This window comes from Actinoplanes utahensis, from assembly GCF_016862455.1.
Taxonomy (GTDB): Bacteria; Actinomycetota; Actinomycetes; order Mycobacteriales; family Micromonosporaceae; genus Actinoplanes; species Actinoplanes utahensis.
The window spans coordinates 88168-109408 of record NZ_BOMZ01000090.1 but is presented as its reverse complement, the minus strand read 5'-3'; the positions used below and the strand labels follow the sequence as shown (position 1 = coordinate 109408).

General features: G+C 70.7%; 17 protein-coding genes and 1 pseudogene. 10 read left to right on the top strand and 8 right to left on the bottom strand.

The features are described from left to right. Positions 1-34 precede the first annotated feature (34 nt). A complete protein-coding gene (locus tag Aut01nite_RS32470) occupies positions 35-790 on the top strand; it encodes a hypothetical protein (protein WP_043524479.1) in 756 nt (251 codons plus the stop codon). Between the two features lie 481 nt (positions 791-1271). Then, a complete protein-coding gene (locus Aut01nite_RS32465) occupies positions 1272-1685 on the top strand; it encodes a TIGR03668 family PPOX class F420-dependent oxidoreductase (protein WP_043524480.1) in 414 nt (137 codons plus the stop codon). A gap of 248 nt (positions 1686-1933) precedes the next feature. Here Aut01nite_RS32465 and Aut01nite_RS32460 read toward each other — a convergent pair whose 3' ends face one another. From Aut01nite_RS32460 to Aut01nite_RS32435, 6 genes are all read right to left on the bottom strand, one after another. After that, on the bottom strand, positions 1934-2218 hold the full coding sequence (locus Aut01nite_RS32460) for an SDR family NAD(P)-dependent oxidoreductase (RefSeq protein WP_052163583.1): 285 nt from the start codon (positions 2216-2218) through the stop codon (positions 1934-1936). A 31-nt stretch (positions 2219-2249) separates the two neighbouring features. Further along, complete coding sequence (locus Aut01nite_RS32455) at positions 2250-3125, bottom strand: helix-turn-helix transcriptional regulator (protein ID WP_043524481.1); 876 nt, start codon at positions 3123-3125, stop codon at positions 2250-2252. A gap of 362 nt (positions 3126-3487) precedes the next feature. Beyond that, positions 3488-5980: a sensor histidine kinase gene (locus tag Aut01nite_RS32450; protein WP_161790619.1), complete on the bottom strand. Its 2493-nt coding sequence runs from the start codon at positions 5978-5980 to the stop codon at positions 3488-3490. A 100-nt stretch (positions 5981-6080) separates the two neighbouring features. Further along, positions 6081-6491 (bottom strand): response regulator transcription factor, encoded by a 411-nt coding sequence (locus Aut01nite_RS32445; protein ID WP_052163584.1) that lies wholly within the window; start codon positions 6489-6491, stop codon positions 6081-6083. A gap of 54 nt (positions 6492-6545) precedes the next feature. Beyond that, entirely contained in the window at positions 6546-8165 is a 1620-nt protein-coding gene (locus Aut01nite_RS32440; RefSeq protein ID WP_052163585.1) for an ATP-binding protein, read from the bottom strand. A gap of 382 nt (positions 8166-8547) precedes the next feature. Beyond that, positions 8548-9795 carry a PP2C family protein-serine/threonine phosphatase gene (locus tag Aut01nite_RS32435; protein ID WP_043524482.1) on the bottom strand — a complete coding sequence of 416 codons (1248 nt, stop codon included), beginning with the start codon at positions 9793-9795 and terminating at the stop codon, positions 8548-8550. Between the two features lie 157 nt (positions 9796-9952). Here Aut01nite_RS32435 and Aut01nite_RS32430 point away from each other — a divergent pair, with 157 nt between their 5' ends. From Aut01nite_RS32430 to Aut01nite_RS44640, 5 genes and pseudogenes are all read left to right on the top strand, one after another. Next, the gene (locus Aut01nite_RS32430) at positions 9953-11935 is read left to right on the top strand and encodes a hybrid sensor histidine kinase/response regulator (RefSeq protein ID WP_043524572.1); all 1983 of its coding nucleotides are present in this window, start codon (positions 9953-9955) and stop codon (positions 11933-11935) included. Between the two features lie 234 nt (positions 11936-12169). Then, complete coding sequence (locus Aut01nite_RS32425) at positions 12170-12391, top strand: hypothetical protein (protein WP_043524483.1); 222 nt, start codon at positions 12170-12172, stop codon at positions 12389-12391. Positions 12392-12461: 70 nt separating this feature from the next. Next, positions 12462-13745 (top strand): ATP-binding protein, encoded by a 1284-nt coding sequence (locus Aut01nite_RS32420; protein WP_043524484.1) that lies wholly within the window; start codon positions 12462-12464, stop codon positions 13743-13745. Further along, positions 13742-14884 carry a tetratricopeptide repeat protein gene (locus tag Aut01nite_RS32415; RefSeq protein ID WP_043524485.1) on the top strand — a complete coding sequence of 381 codons (1143 nt, stop codon included), beginning with the start codon at positions 13742-13744 and terminating at the stop codon, positions 14882-14884. Before Aut01nite_RS32420 ends, Aut01nite_RS32415 begins: the two co-directional genes overlap by 4 nt. Positions 14885-15201: 317 nt before the next feature. Continuing rightward, positions 15202-15737, top strand: a pseudogene (locus Aut01nite_RS44640) (NF041680 family putative transposase); the annotation flags it as partial. Positions 15738-16141: 404 nt separating this feature from the next. On the opposite strand, the gene Aut01nite_RS32405 reads toward Aut01nite_RS44640, so the two are convergent. Further along, complete coding sequence (locus tag Aut01nite_RS32405) at positions 16142-17119, bottom strand: ATP-dependent DNA ligase (RefSeq protein ID WP_052163588.1); 978 nt, start codon at positions 17117-17119, stop codon at positions 16142-16144. 631 nt (positions 17120-17750) lie between these two features. On the opposite strand from Aut01nite_RS32405, the gene Aut01nite_RS32400 reads away from it, so the two are divergent. The 3 genes from Aut01nite_RS32400 to Aut01nite_RS32390 are packed head-to-tail and all read left to right on the top strand — an operon-like array spanning position 17751 to position 20544. Next, on the top strand, positions 17751-18731 hold the full coding sequence (locus Aut01nite_RS32400) for a permease (protein ID WP_043524488.1): 981 nt from the start codon (positions 17751-17753) through the stop codon (positions 18729-18731). Next, positions 18728-19441 carry a TIGR03943 family putative permease subunit gene (locus Aut01nite_RS32395; protein ID WP_043524489.1) on the top strand — a complete coding sequence of 238 codons (714 nt, stop codon included), beginning with the start codon at positions 18728-18730 and terminating at the stop codon, positions 19439-19441. Before Aut01nite_RS32400 ends, Aut01nite_RS32395 begins: the two co-directional genes overlap by 4 nt. Then, a complete protein-coding gene (locus tag Aut01nite_RS32390; RefSeq protein ID WP_043524490.1) occupies positions 19438-20544 on the top strand; it encodes a hypothetical protein in 1107 nt (368 codons plus the stop codon). Before Aut01nite_RS32395 ends, Aut01nite_RS32390 begins: the two co-directional genes overlap by 4 nt. Positions 20545-20678: 134 nt before the next feature. Here the strand turns inward: Aut01nite_RS32390 and Aut01nite_RS32385 are convergent, their stop codons facing one another. Beyond that, the gene (locus Aut01nite_RS32385) at positions 20679-21041 is read right to left on the bottom strand and encodes a hypothetical protein (RefSeq protein ID WP_043524491.1); all 363 of its coding nucleotides are present in this window, start codon (positions 21039-21041) and stop codon (positions 20679-20681) included. Positions 21042-21241 lie beyond the last annotated feature (200 nt).

The window sequence follows — 21241 nt, the reverse complement described above, 5'->3', positions numbered from 1 at the left end:
GCCCCGCTCAGCGAAGCTTCTCTACCCTGAAGCGATGGGTCAGGACGTGGTCTCGGTGCATCCGCCACCGCCGACGGTGCGGGTCGCGATCGCTCTTCAGTTCGCATTGGTGGCGACGTTGACATCGATGGCGGCGGTGGCCGTCGCTGAGGCGGTCCACTACGACTCGCTGATCGATCAGGCCGCGCGAGTGGTCGGCGCCAGTCCCGCCGACGTTGCGGTGGAACGTTCCGGCAATGTGTCGGCGGCCCTGTTCACCACGGTCGCGGCATTGCTGTTGGCCACGTGGCTCGGCGTCACCGCCTGGCGGATGCGCCGCCGGAGCAACATCGCCCGGATTCTGGCCCTGGTCGGGCTCGGTGCACCGCTGGCTCTCGGTGTCCTGGCGTGCTTGGCCGGCGGACTGATCGGTGTCGTTCTCGCTGGAGCACTCCTGTCGTCCCCAGCGGGAGTCGAGCCTGAGGAGGCGGATTCCACGGCATGGGGCGGTGAGGCGCTCTTCGAGGAGATCGATCGCCTGTCCGGTACCGGATGGTCTCTCGCCTTCGACGCGGCCGGCTCGATCACTTTGCTTCTGGGATTGCTGCTGACGGTAGCCACCGGCGTCTTGCTGTTGGTCCGCGGTTCAAGCCACTACTTCCGCCCGGAACCGCCGATTGCCGTTCACACTCATCCGGGGTACGCGCCAGGACCGTTCGTCCCCTACCCGTATCCGGCTACGCCGTTCGGGAACGCCTTGCCGCCGCGACCGCACGATCCGGGGAAGCCCGGCTCTTCGTCGTCGCAGTGATCGATACCGCTGGCTCACTCCCCAGGAAACGCTCGCCGTACGATCGCATGGTGAACCTCGACCGGCTGAGTCCGCGAACCCGACGAGTCACGGCACCACGCCGAGTACTCATCAGCCTCGATGGGCTCCTCCGAGATGTCGGTTCGCGTTGCCGGCCGCCGAAAGAGTTCGCTTCCATCGGTCACCTCGCCGTATGGTCCGGCACCTCGCGCCCCTACGTCACGGAGGAGTAGCAGGACACGTTCGTCGTCGACGGTGGGGTGCATGAACTGGAAGGTGGTACCGGAGGCGCCTCCCTCGTGCTCGCCGGACTCCCGCTGCGCGCGTTGCACAACCACGGTGACGAGCCGGTGGTCGTCGTCCTGTTCCGCCGGCCCTGATCCCGAACAGACCTGGCGCGGCCGGTGACGTTTTGCCGGCGCCCGACATCTCGCCGATACGATCAACCGGCAGGCGAAGATCACATGGAGGTTCGTCACCGATGCGGCTCTCCGCGAAGGAAGCCCGGCGCCGGTTCGCCGCCGCGCGGGTCGCCCGCCTGGCCACCGTTTCGGCGGACGGGACACCACACCTGGTGCCGGTCACCTTCGCCGTCGTGGGTGAGCTGATCGTGTTCGCCGTCGACCACAAGCCGAAGAGCACCACCCGGCTGCGGCGGCTCGACAACATCGCCGCACAGCCGCGGGTGTGTCTGCTGGTCGACGTCTACGACGACGACTGGTCGCGGCTCTGGTGGGTCCGCGCCGACGGCACCGCGCGCATCCTGGACACCGACGACGCGGCGGTGGACGCGCTCGTGGCGCGTTACCCGGCTTACGCGGAGCGCCGGCCACGTGGCCCGGTCGTGTCGATCGAGGTGAGTGGCTGGACGGGCTGGGCCGCAGTCGAGTCTTGAGAACGCGGAGACACCACCCCGCCCTACGACGGTCGACGGCGATCCGGGCCTCGTCCGCCTGCCACGTCACGCGTAGCTCCACCCCGCCAACCCGCCGCCCCCCGCGAGGGCGAGGGCGGTGACGAACAGCTTGCTGTCGGTGTACGAGCCCGTCGGCCGGGTACCGCTCCAGTCCAGCCTGTCCAGGCCGGCTCGTCCGCCGCGGTGCATGCCGCTGCTGAGGTAGATCAGCCGTCGCGGTCGCCGGATCAGGGCGGTGAGCAGGTATGGCGCGCCGCTGTAGACCCCGCGTTGTGGATGACCACGTCGGCGGAGCCCAGCCGGTTGACCCGGGCGGCCACGTCACGCGTCTGGCCCACGTCCGCCAGATCTCCGACGACTGCCGCAGCGCCGCGATCGACGAGATCTTTCACCGCGGCCAGCCGCTCGGTGCTGCGCCTGTGCACGATGACCTCGTGCCCTCCGCGGAGAAGAGTTTCCGCGGTGGCCCTGCCCAGCCCGTCGGCCGAACCGGTGATGAAGACGCGAGCCATGGTCCTGTTTCCGGTTCGTGTGCATAGGGGTCTATCGCTGCGATGCGGCAGGTGTGCTTTCGTTGGTGGCGGCCCAGGACGCGAGCAGTGTGAGGGCCTGCGCGGTCGGCGAGCCCGGTTCGGCGGCGTAGATCGTCATCGCGGCGCCGTCCTCGGCCCGCAGGTCCATCGTCTCGTAGGCCAGTTCGAGGTTGCCGACGACCTGGTGATGGAACGTCTTGATGCCGGTGCCGTGGGTGCGGACGTTGTGGGCGCTCCAGCGCCGGCGGAAGTCCTCGCTGCGGGTGGAGAGTTCCCCGACCAGGTCGTGCAGGCCTTTGTCGTGCGGGTCCTTGCCGGCGGCGGTGCGCAGGTTCGCCACGGTCATGTCGGCGGCGAGGTTCCAGTCGGGGAAGAAGCGGTGCGCGGCGCTGTCGAGGAAGGTGAACCGCCCGAAGTTGGGTACGCCGGTGACGTTGGTGTAGACGTCGCTGTACATGGCCCGGCCGAGCAGGTTGGCGGCGAGCAGGTCCTGCCGGTTGTTCCCCACGATCGCCGGAGCGGTGATCGTGTCGAGCGTCCACTGCAGGCTGGGTCGTACCGTCCACTGCTTGGGCCTGCGGGTGGGCCGCACCAGCGCGCTGGTGCCGCTGGCCTCCTGCGCCAGGCGCATGAGATGGGCTCGTTCCGCCTCGTCGAGTCGCAGGGCACGGGCGATCGCCTCGAGCACCCCGGCGGAGACACCGGCCAGCGATCCGCGTTCCAGCTTCGCGTAGTACTCGACGCTCATGCCGGCCAGCGCGGCCACCTCACTGCGGCGCAGCCCGGGCACCCGGCGCTGTCCGCCGGCCGGCAGACCGGCCTGCTCCGGGCTGATCTTCGCCCGGCGGGTGGTGAGGAAGTCGGCGACCTCGGCACGGTTGTTCATGCCTTCGACGGTACGACGCAGACCGCTGACCTGGAATGTACTGCTGGTACACCCCTCGGTGACGACTTCCTCGTACCGCTGGACACGTGTCAGGAACGTCTCAGCTCGCGGCTCTCCCAGAAGAGTCGTTCCACGAGGTCGAGGTCGACACCGGCAACCCCGACCGCGACGTCGCCGACACCTCGCGGTCGCCGTCGTGGTCACCGTTCCCGTCAACCGGCCGGCTCATCGCCGGCGGCCGAGGACACGCCGTCATCCCGTACATCGGCCACCGATGTTCGCGGGCCGGCGACGGTCGTGTCAGCGCACGCCTTTGGTAGCCGCCGTCTCCGGTCGCTCGCCGGAGCCGCAGCGAGCTGTGGTCATGCCGGGTCCGGATGGCGGCCCAGCGGCAGGCGGATGCAGACGGTGGTGCCGGTGGGCTGTTCGGGGCGCAGGGCGATGCTGCCGCCGTGCAACCGCACGATGGTACGGGTCCGGCTGAGCCCGAGGCCGCTGCCCGGAGTGCCGTGGTGACGGACGTTGCTGGCGCGGTAGAAGCGGTCGAAGACACGGTCACGTTCGCCGGGCGGGGTGCCGATACCGGTGTCGGTGATGCACAGTTCAGCCCAGCCGCCGCCGGCTTCCAGGCTGACATGGATGTCGGCGCCGGCGGGGCTGTATTTGAGGGCGTTGGAGAGCACATCGTCGAGGACCTGACGGAGCCGGTCGCCGTCGCCGTGGGCCGGGACCGGGCCGGGCAGGTCGGCGCGCAGTTGCACACCGCCGCCGGCGGCGCCCAGGCGCAGCGCGGCGACGGCGTCGGCGGCGATCGCCGCCAGGTCGACGGGTTCGGCTGCGAGCTGCTGGTGGCCGGATTCGAGGGCGGCGAGGTCGAGCAGGGTGTCGACGATGTGCTGAAGCGCGCCGGTGTTGCGGGCGACGGTGGCCAGCATCTGCTGTTGTTCCTCGTCGAGGGTGACGGCCTCCTCGGTGAGCATGGTGACGTTGGCCAGGATCGACGTCAGCGGGGTGCGCAGTTCGTGGCCGACGAGGTCGAGGAAGTCGTCCTGCGAGCGGGTGAGTTGCCGGGCGAGTTCCTCGGCGCGGCGCAGGGCGACGTACACGCCGATCTGCGCGGCCACGCCGTCGAGGAGGACGGTGAGCAACTCCTGATCGACTTCGGGTGCGCCGGCGTAGCAGGTGAGCACTCCGAGCAGGGTGTCGCCGTCACGGACCGGTACCGCCAGGACGGTACGGATGCCGTGGCGTACACACAGGTCGACGCGTTGCTGCTCGTTCTCGCTGGTCAGGTGGACGTACCGGGTGATGTCGGGGACCCACAGCGGCTGGCCGGACTGCCAGACCCGGCCGGTGACACCGCGGTCACGGACGGGGGTGTGCCCGAAGAAGCCCTCCGGGCCGTCGCCGGTGTCGCTGTGGTGCCCGACCGCCTGCAGCCGGTCGGTGGTCTCGTCGATGAGGAACAGTTCGGCGCTGGGCCAGCCGAGAGCGGTGGTCACGGCGCGCGTGACGGCCGGGGCCGCCTCGGTGATCGACGTGGCGGCCCGTAGGGCCTGCTCGACGTCGCGGCGGCAGGTGTTGAAGCGCTCCGCGCGGCGCAGCGCGGTGACCTCGTGCGCGACGACGACCGCGCCGAGCCGCCGGCCGTCACGGTTCTCGATCGGCTGTGCCGTCGTGGCGAAGGTTCGGCTGCGCTGGCCGGGCAGTTGCGCCACGATGTCCAGATCGGTGAGGTGTTCGCCACGCAAGGCCCGCATCAGCGGGGTCTGGTCCCACTCCAAGGGCCGCATCTGGGCGTCGTACAGGAAGGTCGGGACGACGGCCGGGAGGTCGTCGGGCACCGGACCGGTCTCGGGGCGTCCCTGGATGCGGCGCAGGGCCGGGTTCATCAGGATCACCCGGCCGGTGTCGTCGCAGGCGATCACGCCCACGGTCAGGCTGTTGAGCAGCGCCGTGAGGAAGCTGGCGTGCCGTTCCGCGGTGGCCTCGGCCGCTGCTTGCGCCGACAGGTCGGTCAGGAACACGCACACCAGTGCGCCCGCCGCCCCGTGGACCACCGACAGTGACGCGCGCGTCCTGAGCCGGTGCCCGTCGCGGTGGCGCACGCTGAGTTCACGGACCAGCGGGCGGGCCGGTTCGGCGGCGAAGAGGCGCTGCAGGGCCGGCCGGGTGGTCTCACCGTCGTAGTCGGGCAGGACGGTGTCCTCGATGTGCCGGCAGCAGATCTGCGCGGCGGTGTATCCCAGGAGCCGTTCCGCGGCCCGGTTGAAGCCGCGGATGATCCCGCCGGTGTCCACGGCGACGAAGGCCTCCTGCACGCTGTCCAGCAGCGCGGCGCCGTCGAGCATCGGCGTGGTGGCGGCTGCCCGGCCGTCCCATCCCACGGATGCGGTGAGCAGACCGGCGATGTCCAGCAGCGCGAGCTCGTGCACCTCCTGCCAGCGCCGCGGGCGGGTGTCGAAGACGGTGATCGCGCCGAGCGGGCGGCCGACGCCGTCGTGTACCGGCACGGCCATGAACGCCCGGACGCCGCGGTGAGCGATCGGGTGCTCACGCAGGTGCTCGTCGGCGTCCTGGGACAGATCGGCGGCGTGGAGCGCCTGGTCGGCGCAGACCACGTGGCCGGCGAGGGATTCGGTGAGAGATCCGTCGTCGTGGGAGATCAGAGCGGGTGACAGCCCGTACGCGCCGAGCCGCTGCACCCGGTCCTCGCCGGCCAGGCAGATCGTGGCCATCGGCGCGTCCAGCGAGTGCGCCGCCAGCCGGGCGATGTCGTCCAGGGACAGCCCCATCGCGGGCAGCAGTCGGGAAGCCCGTCGCACCGCTGCCAGCCGGCCGGGGTCTCTCAACATCGTTTCGTTCTGTGCCAGCACGTCCACCCATCCCATCTCACAAAGTGACGCGCCTTATGCCCTTTTTAGGGGTTTTTGATACATGGGAACGCCGCCATGCTCAGTCCGTCATGGCCACCGAGGGCACGATGGCCGTGTGACCGCCGGGCCGATCGAGCAACGCGTGCGCACGCGCGAGGAGTTCCTTGTTGGCGAACGGTTTGCCGAGGTAGTCGTCGGCGCCGGCCCGCCGCGCAGCCTCCTGCTCTGCCGGATACTGCCGCACGGACAGCAGCAGGATCGGCACGTGCCGCGTGTGCGCCGCGGCGCGCAACCGCCGGCAGACGACGAGACCGTCCATGCCCGGTAGAGCCGGATTCATGACCAGCAGATCGGGAGGCGTCTGCAGCGCGCAATCGAGCGCCTCCCGCCCGTCACCGGTGACCCGGACAGCGTGGCCGTCGCGCCGGAAGATCCGCTCGAGGATGTCCTTGATGTCCGGCACGTTCTCGGCGATCAGCACATCGGCCATGGAGCCTCCAGAGATTCGAAAAGCCTTGCGGAGTACGGCAGGAGCAGTGTCCTTTCAGGGCTGCGGCGGCATGCGTGGCAGCCGGATGACGAAGGTCGTTCCGGTGACCTCCGGTTCCGCCAGACCGATGGAGCCGTCGTGGCGTTCGATGATGGTGCGGGTGATGACCAGTCCGAGCCCGGTACCGGGGATACGGCGCTGCACGGCGGTGGAGGCCCGGTAGAAGCGGCGGAACAGGTGGGGCCGGTCCGCGGCCGGGATCCCGATCCCGGTGTCGGCGACGGTCCAGACGATCCCGTCGCGGTCGGTGGCCTCTGCCGTGACCGTGATGGTGCCACCGGCCGGGGTGTACTTGATCGCGTTCGACAGCAGGTTGTCGGCGACCTGTCGCAGCCGTCCCGGATCAGCGCGCATGTCCAGACGAGGCGGGACGTGCACCAGGAGGACCTGTTTCTTGTCGTCGGCGGCCGCCGTGGCCGCGTCGACGGCCTCCCGGATGATCATGCACAGGTCGGTGTCGACCGGCCGCAGGACCAGGTGCCCGGATTCCAGCCGGGCCAGGTCGAGCAGGTCCTCGGCCATCACGCTCAACCGCTGGGCGCTACGGGTGATCGTGCGCAGCTGAGCCCGCTGCTCGTCGGCACTGAACGTCGCCAGATCCTCCTCGAGGACGCTGGAAGCGCCGGTGATCACCGCCAGCGGGTTGCGCAGCTCGTGGGTGACCATGGCGAGGAACTCGTCCTTGGTCCTGGCCAGTTCGACGGTGAGCTCCTCGGCCCGGCGCCGTTCCAGGTACTGCCCGATCCGGGCGGCGATGCCGGTCAGCAGGGCCGTGAGGGTGTCCTCGGGATCCTCGGTACGGTCGCCGTAGACACACAACGCGCCGAGGATGGTCCCGCCGGTGGACACCGGCACCCCCACCGCGACGTGCAGGCCGATGCGGGCGGCGGCGCGACTGCGGAACGAGGTGGTGTCGGCCGCCAGGTCGGTGATCCAGACCGGCTGCCCCCGCTGATACACCCGTCCCGGCAGCCCGACGCCGGATTCGAGTTCATCGACGGCGAACGGCCCGAGGCTGAGCTCCGGCGCCTGGTGGCGGGCGACACAGGAGAGCAGCTGCCGGTGCTCGTCGGCTTCCCACAGTTCGACGACCGGCCAGCCCATCCGCTCCCCCACGGCCTGGACCACGCCGACCGCGGCGGCGGCGCTGCTGCCGGCTTCCAGCAGGCCACGGGACACGGCAGCCTCCACGTCGGTGAACCGGCTGACCCGCTGGGCGGTGGTGACGTCCTGCACGAACGCGTGGAACACCAGGCCGGCCCCCTCGTCGGTGACCGCGAGAGTCATCTCGATCGGGAACTCATGTCCGTCACGATGCACCGCACACAGTTGCAGGCGCTGACCGAGCAGCCGTCCCGATCCCCCGGCGGCGAGCCGGGCCAGCGCATCGCGATGCCGGCGCCGGAACCGCACCGGAATGATCAGCTTCGCCAGATCCTCGCCGCACACCTGCTCGAAGGAGAACCCGAACGTCGCCCGCGCAGCGGGATTCCACGCCCTGACCTGCCCGGCGGTGTCGATCGCCACGTAGGCCTGCGAAAGGACCGCCAGAAGCCGTCGCGGATCACCGAGCACCCGGTCCCCGCAGAAGACGGGGTCATGTGCCACCGGCATCGCCGCACCTCCTTCCTTCTACCGCCGCAGCCGCCATGGCATGACGCCGGTCGAACGAGGCCGTCGGCCCGACCTTCGCCGCTCCGCCGGCGCATGGACGGCGGACACGGCCCCGCGACAGAGGTGCGACTACACCGGAACGGGCCGTCTCGGGCTCCGGCACGGCGGGTCGCGACAGACGACTCGGCTTCAGCATGAACCTCGCCGACGTTCCGGGGATCGATTTCGCCGGTAAGTAGCGCGCACGGCGCCCACGGGCACGCCTCACGCCTCCGACACGGAACCCGGAAGGGTGACGATGAAACGAGTGCCGTCATGATCGCCGGCGGTTCGGCGGTGCTCGGACCACCGTGGACGACGGCCCGGACGGTTTTCCCGACGATCAGTCGATGGCGTCGAGGGGTGCCTGGTTGTCGGACTCCGGCAGTTCGGTGTCGGAGCGGGCCGGGGCCGGGCTGATCCACTGGGCGAGCAGCACGGTGGCGTCGTCCTGCAGGCAGTCGTCCTGACGGTCGAGGATGGCGTGGACCAGCCGGCGGGTGGTCTCCGGCAACGGCAGCTGGTCGGCGATGGCCTTGACCGTGAAGTCGACGAGCCGGTCGATGCCGAACGGCTCACCGTCGCGGTCCCGGGCCTCGATGATGCCGTCGGTGTAGAGCAGCACGTGATCGCCGGGTTCGAGGGCCTCCTCCACCACGACCGGCGACCGGTGGTGACCGAGCGAGACCGGCAGTGCCGTCGGGGTCGGCAGCACCTTGACTGCTTTGCCCTGGCGGATCACCACACCGCTGGGATGCCCGGCGGAGATCACCCGCAGCATCCCGGTGCACTGGTCGAGCTCGGCGAGCACCGCGGTGATCAGACCCCATCTGTCATGTTCCTGCACCGCGCGGTCGATGTGGTGGTACGTGCCGATCAGGTCCAGGCCGGCCCGGCGGGCGTTGCGGTAGGCCGCCAGCGCGAGCGACGCCAGCATGACCGCCCGCATCCCGCCGGACGAGCCGTGCCCGACGGCGTCGAACAGCGCCAGATGCGCGATGTCGCCGTTGACGGCGTAGTCGAAGGCGTCACCGCCGACGTCATAGCACGGCTCCAGCACCCCGCTGATCATCAGATGGCCGGTGGAGAACGTCAGCGGCGGCAACTGGGCACGCAGCATCTCCGCCGCCAACAGCATGGGCTCCCGGCGGCGCAACCGCTCGATCGTGTCGCTGTAGAAGTCGCGCGTGACGACCAACTCGGCCAGCAGCGCCGCGACCGTCGCGCAGTCCTCCACGGTCGACTCCCCGACGGGGCCGGCCAGGACGACCTCCAGGGCACCGAGGCGTTCAGCGCCGTTGATCAGCGGCACCCACACCCGGACACCGTCGGCTTCGGCGTCGCTCACGCAGGCGGTGACCGTGGAGAACGCGCGGCCCGCGAGAGTTCCGTCGATCATGAACCCGTCACGGGCCGGAGCGTCCCCGGCGAGCAGGGGCAGGAGCTCACGCTGCCGGTGATCCACCAGGTAGATGATCATGGCGGTGGCGCCGACGAGCGGGGCGGCCCGCATCGCCATCTGCGGAAGGTCATCCGGCCGGGCGTGATGCGACTGCCGCAACAGCCGGACCAGGGCCTCGATCCCACTCACACCGAACCCTCCTCACCTCGGACGCCACAGGCAGTGTGGCGCACCCGGGCCGGACACGACAGCGCACGGCGGTGTAGATCACCCCAGCCGACCGCATCGTACGCATCACGTCACCGCAGACGGCTCAGGGATCAGCTGCCGCAGCCGATGAGTGGAGGTGTGGGATCAGTTGTTTCTGCTCGGCAACCTGATCATCATGGTCGCGTATGCCGCGATCCTGGTCGCGATCACGGTTCCCCTCGTCCGGGCAGGGCAGGTGCGCAGCAACAAGCTCGCCGCCGCCACCGCACTGATCTTCTTCAGTTGCTCCGTCGGACACGGCCTGCACGCCTGGATGATCTACCAGGACCTCATGCGCGCCACCTCGGGGACGATGCCGATGCGGCACGGCAGCGTACCCTGGCCGTCGGTCGTCTGGGACCTGTTCACCGCCACGGCCGGCATCTACTACTGGACACTGCGCCGCGGCTACAAGGTGCTGCTCGGCAAAGGCGCCATCTACGTCGATCCGTGGGGACAGCGCCGGCTCGCTGAGGCCGACGCCCGCGAACGTGCGGCCCGCACCGCGGCGGAGGAACACCGGGCCACCCTCGCCGCGCTCGTCGACAGTCTCGACGAGGCGATCATCGGCGCCACTCCCGACGGCACCATCACCGCCTGGAACCACGGCGCGGAACGCCTGTTCGGCTGGACCGCCGCTGAAGTCATCGGGAGACCGGCGACGCTGCTGGCCGACCGCGAATCCGCAACGGCCGAACAGAGCGACGTCATCGACCGGATCCATGGCGGCGAGCGCAACATCACCTACGAAGCCCGCCGCCGCCACAAGGACGGCTCCCGCCTGGACATCGCCTTCATGGTGTCCGCGATCGAGGACCACACCGGCGCCGTCATCGGCATCTCCGCGGTCGGACGCGACATCACCGCCGCCAAGGAGGCCGCCGAACGGCAACGCGCGCTGCAGGAACGCACCGACCAGGCGCAGCGCATGGAGAGCCTGGGCAACCTCGCCGGCGGGGTGGCCCACGACTTCAACAACATCCTGGCCATCATCGGCAACTACACCGAGTTCGCCCGTGAGCAGAGCACCGACCCCGCCGTGCGCGCCGACCTGCGCCAGGTGCAGGCAGCCACCGAACGGGCCACCAACCTGACCAGTCAGCTGCTCACGTTCACCCGCGGCGACACCATCCAGCCTCGCGATGTCGACCTCAACACCGCGATCGCCGAGGTCTCGGCGATGCTGGAACGCACCATCGGCGAGCACATCACGCTGATCACCCGGCCCGCCGGTCAGCCGGTGACGGTGCACGCCGACCCCGGCCAGATCCAGCAGGTACTGCTCAATCTGGCCATCAACGCCCGCGACGCCATGCCCGACGGCGGCACCCTCGTCATCGAGGCCGGCGTCCACACCCTCGACAGCGAGGACACCACCACGGCCCCACCGCTGCCGGCCGGCGCCTACGCGCGCCTGCTCGTCAGTGACACCGGTTGCGGTATCCCCGCCGATGTGGCCGCGCACATCTTCGAGCCCTTCTACACCACCAAACCGCGCGGCCAGGGCACCGGACTGGGCCTGGCAACCGTCTACGGCATCATCACCGAAGCCGGCGGCAGCATCACCCTGTACTCGGAACCCGACGTCGGCACCACCTTCCGTATCCACCTGCCGCTGCGTACCTCACCCGCGGACACGAACGCGGCACGGCAGGACGCCCCCGCCCTACCGCCGGACGGCGCCGGCCGCACGGTCCTGGTCGTCGAGGACGAACCCGCCCTCGCCCGGATCGTGGCCCGGATCCTCACCGACGGCGGATACCATGCCCTGGTCGCGAACAACGGCCCCGAGGCCCTCGATCTCGCCGCCGAGCACCACTGCGACCTCGTCCTCACGGACGTGATCATGCCGCAGATGTCCGGTCGCCAGCTCGCCCAGCGACTTCACGAGCAGCGACCGGGACTGCCCGTCGTCTACATGTCCGGCTACAGCAACGGGCTGCTCGGCACCACCCACATCCTCGACGCCGACGTCGCCTTCATCGAGAAACCGTTCACCGCCCAGCAGCTACTTCACAAGATCGCAGATCAACTGGTGGGTACGCCGACGACACCGGTCCGCGACGGGTCGCAGGTATGACACCCGCGGGAATGAGACGATCGGCCCTCGGCTGAACGGCTGCAGGACCTCTCCCGCGAGGACGTTGTCGGCACCAGGCCCCTGCCGCGGCCGGGATCACCGCCGGACGGCAGGCATCGCGGCGCTGACCAGGAAAGCGGGATCTGCCGGTTTCATCCGCTCGTGTGGGTAGCCGGGCGGTTCACCGTTCACCCCGCTGAAGGGTCACGATCGCCGTACACCGGAGGGGTAGACATGAACCTCGAATTCCTGCGCCCGCCACCAAGCACTCCGGGACCGCGGGTGTCGGTCTACCTGGACGCCACCCTGCTCGCCGACGACCCGTCGTCGACCGACATGCTCTGGATCGCCCTGGACGATCCGAGCCTCGTCGCGCTCGACGACCACGTGCGGCGCGAGGCCGGCGTCACCGATCCGCGGAAGGTCCGGGCCGACGCCGCCACCGCCGCCGGCTAGCTCGAACCGGCGCACCGCCGGCCGATCCCCGATCAGGCCGGCTCCGGGCTCGGCCTATCCTGCTCCTGCCATGAGTGACGACAATGTGATCCTCAGCCTCACCGCTGCCGTCGAGGCACGACCGGACGATCCGACGCTGCGCCTGCTCCTCGGCGGGGTCCTGGTCGACGCCGGCCGTGCCGTCGAGGCGCTCGCGCAGGCCGGGCTGGTGCTGGCCCATGACCCCGGCAACGTGGCGGCGCAGGCGCTGATGCAGCGCGCCCTGAACGCGAACGCGCCGGCTGCCGCCGACACCGGCGCGGCGCCGCCCGACGAGCCCCAGCCCTCGTCGCAGGAGAAGGCCGACCCGCTGGCCGCCTACGAGGAGGAACTCTCCCCCGTCGTGCCGCCCCGCTACGCCGTGCCGGAGAAGGCGGCCGGCCCCGTGCCGGCCGGCGGGCCGCTCGAGCCGGCCTCCGGCGAGGACGATCGCCGATTCGATGTCGAGTCGTCCGGCCTGCGGCTCGCCGACGTCGGGGGCATGGCCGACGTCAAGGAGCGGCTGGAACTGGCGTTCCTGGGCCCGATGCGCAACCCCGAGCTGCGCAGACTGTACGGGAAGAGCCTGCGTGGCGGCCTGATGCTCTACGGCCCGCCGGGCTGTGGCAAGACGTTCATCGCCCGGGCGGTCGCCGGTGAACTCGGCGCCCGGTTCATGTCGCTGTCGATCGTCGACGTGCTCGACATGTGGCTGGGCAACTCCGAGCGCAACCTGCACGAGCTGTTCCAGACGGCCCGGCGCAACGCCCCGTGCGTGCTGTTCCTCGACGAGGTCGACGCGCTCGGCCAGAAGCGGTCGCACACCAACTCCAGCTCGATGCGGACGGTCGGCAACCAGCTGCTCGCCGAACTGGACGGCGTCGACAGCGACAACGAGGGTGTGTTCGTGCTCGCCGCGACCAACACGCCCTGGCAGGTCGACCCGGCGCTGCGCCGCCCGGGGCGCCTCGACCGGATGGTGCTGGTGCTCCCGCCGGACGCCGACGCCCGCGAGACGATCATCGACCGCAACCTGCGGGACCGTCCGATAGCCGGCATCGACCTGCCGAAGCTCGTCGCCGAGACCGAGGACTTCTCCGGTGCCGACCTGACCCACCTGTGCGAGTCGGCGGCCGAGTACGCGATGGCCGACTCCATCCGCAGCGGGAAGGTCCGGATGATCGAGCAGCGCGACTTCGCCCGGGCGCTCAAGCAGGTCCGGCCGTCCACCGGTCCCTGGTTCACCACCGCCCGCAACGTCGCCATGTTCGCCAACGAGGGCGGCGCCTACGACGACCTCATCGCGTACCTGAGGAAGCGGAAGTTGCTGCGGTGAGCGCGCCCGACGAGTTCGGCGCACGGATCTCCCACCTGCTCGCCGCGGGACGGCCGGACGACGCGGCGCGGCTGGCCGAGCGGCGGCTGGCCGAAGAGCCCGACGACGTGAACGCGCTCGTGCTCCTGAGCGCCTGCCGGCACGCCGCCGGCCGGCTCCCCGACGCGCTGCAAGCCGCCGAACGCGCCGTGGAACTGGCGCCGGACCATCCCATCGCGCACCGGCAGGCCGCCCTGGCGCTGATGCAGACCGGGCGCGCGAAGGAGGCGGTCCAGGAGGCGACCATCGCCCGGGACCTGCTGCCACTCGACCCGTACAGCGAGATGGCGCTGGTCTACGCCCTGCTGGAGAGCGGCGGCACCGCCAACATCGTGGCGGCCCGGAAAGCCGCCGTCCGGGCCCGGAACCTCGCACCGGACGACCCCATGACGTACGTGGCCGAGGGTGACACCCATCGCCGGATGGCCCGATTCGACGCGGCCCGGCAGTCGTACGAGCAGGCGCTGGCCCTGGCTCCCGACGATCCCGTGGCGCTGTACTCGGTGGCCGAGCTGGACGCGGACCGCGGACGGGCGTTCCGCGCGGCGCCCGCCCTGGCCGCCACCCTCGCCGCCACGCCGGCCGACCCGAACGTCGTCCGGGTCGCGGCCCGCAGCGCTCGCGGGGCCCTCTGGCTGGTCACCGACGTGGCAAGCTTGATCCTGGTGATCGCGTCGGTGACCACCACCCTGCTGCGCGCCGAGGTCGCCGGCCCGGCCGGTGTCGCGGCCGGCCTGGCGATCGCCGCCGGGGGCATCGCGTGCGCCGCAGCGTTTCTCCGGTGGCGGCTCCGGGCGCTGACCGGGCCGACGCGCATGCTGATCCGGCAGAACCTGCACCGCCCCGCCTTCGCCCTGGCGGTGCTACGGCTCGCCGTGACGGCGATCGCCGCGCTGCTGTTCGCCGTCGACCCGGCCCCCGACGTGGCGGGCGGCGTCAAGATCTTCGCCATGCCGGCGACGGCCGTGCCGTTCCTCCTGCTCCTGCTGCGGGCACGCAACTGGTTCGCCATCGAGGCCAACATGCTGCTCCGCCGCGGCTGGTTCGGCGTCGTGGGCGGCCGTGGCGCCGAGCGGGCGCCGAACCCTCCACACGGATGAACGGCTGGCTGAGCTTGTCGTTTCAACCTCCGGCTCCAGCGCGGCGTCGCTGCGGACAAGGTCGGTGCGTCATCAAGGGTGACCACAGTGCGGCAGATCAGTGAGTTGATCTCGTAAGGGTGTAGCTGCTCGGCTCGGTTGCGTGAGTGCAGCTGAAGATTTGACGGCAGCCGTTCAGCCGAAGGCAGTGGTGATTGCCGCGGGTGAGTGGCTGGGAAGGGCCTTGGAGCCGGTCGGCTTCCGATGGATACCGAGCCGGATGCGATTGGAGCGCCGCGTCGGGGCCCTTGTACAGCGGGTTCACCTGCAGGCCGGCGGGTACGGTCATCCGGCTCACCGCCGACCGTCTGCCCAGCCGCGGCGAGCCGAAGCCGCTCTGGCTGTGGTGGCCCAAGGCCGACACCACCGATGCTGATGTCGACCGATGCCGGCAGGCGTTCCTGCGCCGCTTCGACATCGAGCACACCTTCCGGCTGCTGAAACAGACGCTCGGCTGGACGGTTCCGCGGCTGCGCGAGCCGGCCGCCGCCGATCGCTGGACCTGGCCGCGCATACTCAGCTGCGTATCGCCCGGCCCCTCGCGCAGGACCTACGCCGACCCTGGGAACGCCCGATGAGGCCGGAGCGGCTCACCCCGGCCCGGGTGCGGCGGGGGTCTCGGAACCTCCGCGCGACCAGCGCCTTGCCAGCGCGTGCACCTCAACTCAGCCGACCTGGCCCCGGACGCCCGTCCGGCTCCCGCAACCGACAGCCCGCGACCCGCCACGACGTGGGACTCATCCTGGTCACCGGCCAGGCACACCAGCGGCCGACTCATCACCAGAGGTGCACGAAGCCCCGCCGGCCTGGTTGAACGACAAGCTCAGCGGCCAAGCCACACCTCGGGTCCGCGGATGCGCAGGATGCGCCCTCCGGAGCTGTTGAAATTTGCTTGGTCAGGCAGACGGTTACGTTCCAGCCGCCAGACACATAGTTTTCCCGGCACTCCGCCGCATGCGCTGGAGAACTGCTCAAGCCGACAAGGGCCGCCGTTGTCAGCACCAGGCTCATGGCCCATGCTCCGGCTCGTCGTACGCCGATCATTCGCTGTCCTTTGCTCGAAATCGATCGAGCATAATCGATTGAAAGGGCCGCCGGCTGTCCCGCAGACTACGGCCGGCCCGGTGGACCTCGATGCGAAGACCGGCGTCGACCGCGAGCCCTCCCCCGGTCTGGCACCCGCCGCGGTCAGCGGCTCACCTCACCGGCCGGCCCGCGTCACACGGTGAGTGGGCTGGTCCCGGAGGCCGGCTGGACGTCGGCAGGTTCCAGGTCACCCCGTAATCGCACGTACCGGACGGGGTGGCGCCACCGGCCGTGCTCGTAGGCCTCGTCCACCGCGATCTCGGCCACCTGGAGTGGCTCGACCGGTGTGTAGCCGACCGGCTCACGCCGGTCGACCTGCCCGGACCAGGCCGCCGGCAGCGGATTGCGCCACGGATGGCCGACCGCGGCGGACAGCACGCCCGCCAGCTCGCTGCGCTGTGCGGGTGAGAGTGGGGTGGTCCGGCCGACGTACTGCAGGCGGCCGCAGTCGGTGAATCGGCCCAGCAGGAGCACGGCCGGATCGTGCCGGCTGCCGAGCACTCCCCCGATGACGGCTTCCGTGGTGGCGTGCCGCTTCCACTTCCACCAACCCGGCCCGTGCGGACTGTATCGGCTCGCGAGATCCTTGATGATCACGCCTTCGGCCCCGGTGACGTGGAATTCGTCGAACCACGATCGTGCTTCGCCGGGATCTCGGGTGGCCGGGCAGAGGGTGAGACCGGGAGGCTGGTCGACGAGCAGCTCTTCGAGGAGCATGCGCCGCTCCAGCAGCGGCCGGCTCACGATCTCGACGCCGTCGACCTCGAGGAGGTCGAAGACGACATAGGTGGCCGGGCGGGCGCGGACTTCGGCGTCGAGGCGTCGGCCTGCGGTGATACGGCGGTGGAGTGCTGAGAACGATGTCCGGCCGGCCTCGTCGTCCCAGATGATCACCTCCCCGTCGAGGACGACATCGGGCAGCAGCGCGGCGCCGACGTTCCCGATCACGTCCGGGAAGTAGCCGGTGACGATCTTCCGTTGCCTCGACTGCAACTGGATCCGATCGCCATGGGCGAAGCAGAGCAGCCGCCAGCCGTCGAACTTGATCTCGTACTGCGGGGTGCCGCGGGTGCGCGGCGCCAGCAGGTCCCGGACTGTGGCGGCCCGCATCGGCTCGATGGGTGGTGTGAGCAGGATCCGCCCCCGTCCGGATTGATCGTCTGGACGGTATCGGTGCAGGCGGCAGCCCTGCGGCGGAATGGCGAATCCCGTCCCGATCGAGATGCCCGGTCGCTGCTCCCCCCGTGGCGAGGCAGCCCGGCACGGGCCTCGGTGACGGGGCTGTGCCGGCGACCGCTCCCGCCGGTGCGGGAGGGGGCACCGCCCGGCTCGACGCCGGTCTGCGGCTGAGCGTGCCGCCGGACACCGCGGCCGGCACCTACACCGGCACGCTGACCCCGACCGCCGGGCGACGGCCGCTCTCGCCACGGACCGGGAGCGGAAACGGCCGTGCCGGCACACGGCAGGAATCGGGCCCGTCGATTCCGGCGTCCTCGGATTCACTCGGGTCCGTGACATTCTCAACACATCAGCAATTGAGCATGTAAATGAAACATCCGACGGGTGGATCAATGCCGCGGCGGCATATTGCATCTGCGCCATGAATCGGTAAATTGATTGACGGTCATGACTCAGAGCGCTCGTCGGGCGAGCATCGCGTCGGAACGGGAGTGCGTTGTCGAACCCCACTGAAAGCGCCGCGACACGCACGCGACCGGCCCCGCACGCTGCCGATCCTCCCGTGCCGCCGGCGCCGGCCACACAGCCCGGGTCCTGGCGTTTCGGCTCGGTGGAATGGCTGGCGCTTCTGCTTCTCCTTCTCGTCGTGTTCCGCGATCCCCTCGCCGATACCGTCTCCGACCCCCGCCTGCAGACGTGGACCACGGTGTTCGTCTCCGTACTGGTGCAGGCGATGCCGTTCCTGGTCTTCGGTGTCGTGCTGTCCGCCGTGATCGCCGTCTTCGTACCCCGGTCGTTCTGGGCCAGGGCCCTGCCGCGGCATCCCGCCGCGGCCGTGCCCGCCGCCGGCCTGGCCGGAGTGATCCTGCCCGGATGCGAATGCGGCAGCGTGCCGATCGCCGGCTCGCTGATCCGCCGGGGCGTCACACCCGCCGCAGCCCTGGCCTTCCTGCTGGCGGCACCGGCGATCAACCCGATCGTCCTGACCGCGACCGCGGTCGCCTTCCCCGGCAACCCGGAGATGGTGGCCGCGCGGGCCGCCGCCAGCCTGACCGTCGCGATCGCGATGGGCTGGCTGTGGCTGCGCCTGGGCAAGAGCGAATGGATCCGCCTGCCACGCCGGTCCGATCTCGACGACAGCTCACGGGCCCGGGCGTTCTGGGCAGCCTGCCGGCACGACGTCATGCACGCCGGCGGCTTCCTGGTCATCGGAGCGGCGGCCGCCGCGACCATCAACGTGGTCGTGCCCGAGTCATGGCTGCAGGGACTCGCCGCCGATCCGGTCCTGTCCGTGCTGGTCCTGGCCACGCTGGCCGTCCTTCTGTCGATCTGCAGCGAGGCCGACGCGTTCGTCGCCGCGTCCCTGTCGCAGTTCTCGTTGACGTCCCGGCTGGTGTTCCTGGTGGTGGGCCCGATGGTCGATCTCAAGCTGATCTCGATGCAGGCCGGGGTGTTCGGCCGGCGGTTCGCCTCCCGGTTCGCGCCGGTCACCTTCGTGACGGCCGTCGTGGTCGGCACCGGCGTCGGGGTGGTGCTCTGGTGAACCGCCGAGCACAAGCGATCGTGCTGACGTTGCTCGGCGGGGCGATCCTCAAGGCCAGCCTCACCGACGTCTACCTGCGCTACGTCAAGGAGGGCCTGCGGCCGTTCCTCATCGTGGCCGGCGTCATGCTGCTGGCAGCCGCCGTCATGACCCTCTACTACGATCTGCGTACCGGTACGGCCGGCGACGGCGACCCCGGCCACGCCCATCACGAGCCACGCGTCGGATGGCTGCTGATCCTGCCGGCGCTCGGCTTGGTGCTGATCACGCCCCCGGCGCTCGGCGCGTACGCCGCCGGCCAGTCCGGCACCGCCCTCGCCGCCGTCCCCGCCGATTCGGAGTTCGCGCCCCTGCCCCCGGGCGATCCCGTGCCGCTCAGCCTGATGGACTACGCGTCCCGGGCGGTGTTCGACGACGGCCACACCCTTGCCGGTCGCCGGGTTCGGCTCATCGGCTTCGTCACCGCGGGCCCGGACGGGCAGCCGATGCTGGCCCGGATGGTGCTGGCGTGCTGCGCGGCGGACGGCCGCCCGATCAAGGTGGGGCTGACCGGCGACGTCCGGGTCGACGCGCCCGCGGACACCTGGGTCCAGGTGGTCGGGACCTACCACGACCGGGTGGTGAAGGATCCCGTCAACAAAGCCGACGTGCCGTACCTCGCGGTGACGAGTTGGCAGAAGACGACCGCGCCCCGGCAGACGTACGAATGACCGCCACGAGTCAGGCCCGCGGTCTCGCCCTCGTCAGTCTGGCCGTCGCGTTCGCCGCGACCGGCGCCCTGGTGATCGGGGGCGGCCCCGCCGAATCCGAGCCGGCCACGCCGGGCGGACGGGTGACCGCGGCGGCCGCCTGGCCGGCAGCGCGGGTCAGCACGATCGACGACCTGCCGCTGCGGCCCCTGCTCTTCCTCGACACGGCCACGGTGGTGGGCACCGCGCCCAGCGAGGACGATCGATTCCTTCGGCTCCTGCTACGAGCCGCGGCCGGCGAGCCACGGGAGTTGCGCCGAATGGCCACGGCGGGCAGTCCCCGCTTCGAGAACCTGACCGCGGCCGGTGACGATGTCGTCTGGACCGAGTTCGCCGACGGCAGGCCACCGGAGATCTGGGCCGCGAGCATCGGCGCCGGCGGACCCGCCCGGCGTCTCACCGCCGACACCGGCGCCGTGCTGTTCCACGGCAGCGAGTACGACCTGGTGCATCATGACGGCCGGGTGTACTGGACCACCGCGCCGGAGGACGGCGCCGCCTCCACGGAGATCCGGTCGGTGTCGTTGCGCGGCGGTCCCGTCCGGGTCGACCGGCTACCGGGCGAATGGACGATGGCGGCATGGCCGTGGCTCGACGACGGCGCCAGCGGCGGCGCCGGCGCCACCCTGCTCCGGAACATGAGCACCGGCCGTGAGATCACGGTGCCCACCACCGCCGGGGAGTTCGCGGCATGCAGTCCCACCTGGTGCCGCGTCATGGTGACCGGCGATGACGGCCTGTCCCGCATCGACCTGATGCGGCCCGACGGGTCGGACCGCATCGACCTGATGCGGCCCGACGGGTCGGAGCGCCGGCGGATCGCCGGCGGGACCGCTCGCACGGCTGTTCCCGACGTCGCCGTCCTCGACCGTTTCGAGATCCTCGCCGGACCCGGTCCCCGATCCGGCACCGCCGCCCTGCTCGTCCACGACATCCGCACCGGGGAGACCCTCGAACTGGACGCCGCCGCGAACGACACACAGAGCCGCGGTGGCCTGGTGTGGTGGTACTCCACCAGCACGGGGGCGGCCCGGTGGCACGTCGTCGACCTGCGTACCGCCTGAGTAGGCCGCACGCGCCTTCGCTTCGATGCGCCCCGGGACGGTGCCGGCCGCGATGACGATCCGACACGTGCTCGTGAACGTGTCGTTGCCGGCGACGTCCACCGTCGTCGGCCCGCTGTCTGCCCGGTAGGTGATCAGTTGCCGGATCGCCGTGATCTTCCGGGCTGCCCGGCGCGGGCCTGCCCGGATCTACGCGGCCGTGCCGGCGGATCGGCCGGGGCGTCGACCTGGCCGCCGGCGCTGGAGAAGACCACCGGAGCGACGGCGGGACGCGCGGGTTCCGCCGGCGGCCAGGTCGACGCCACCATCGCGGTTCCACTGACCGGCGCCGTCGGGGAGACGTGATCCAGCATCTGCTGAGCCTGGTCGGCATCGATGCCGCGGCCCGGGTCGATGCGCACACCCGCGGCATCGGCCAGATCCTCGACATCGTGGCTGGTCACGACCGCGGGCCCGACCATGCTGAGCCGACGGGCGAACTCCTGCACACTGATCATCTTTCGCTTCCTCCACCTCATGAAACAACATGGCCGACGACGCCGTGCGGCCACCGGTGATCCGCTCATGGCAGGCAGGGTGTATTCATACCCACCGGCAAGGCGGACAGCCGGCCGGCGCAGCGCGACCGCTCAAGATCACAGCGGCAGGCCGCCGGCCCATCCCGCCCCCACAGCGGAGCACTGATCTCGTCGCCACC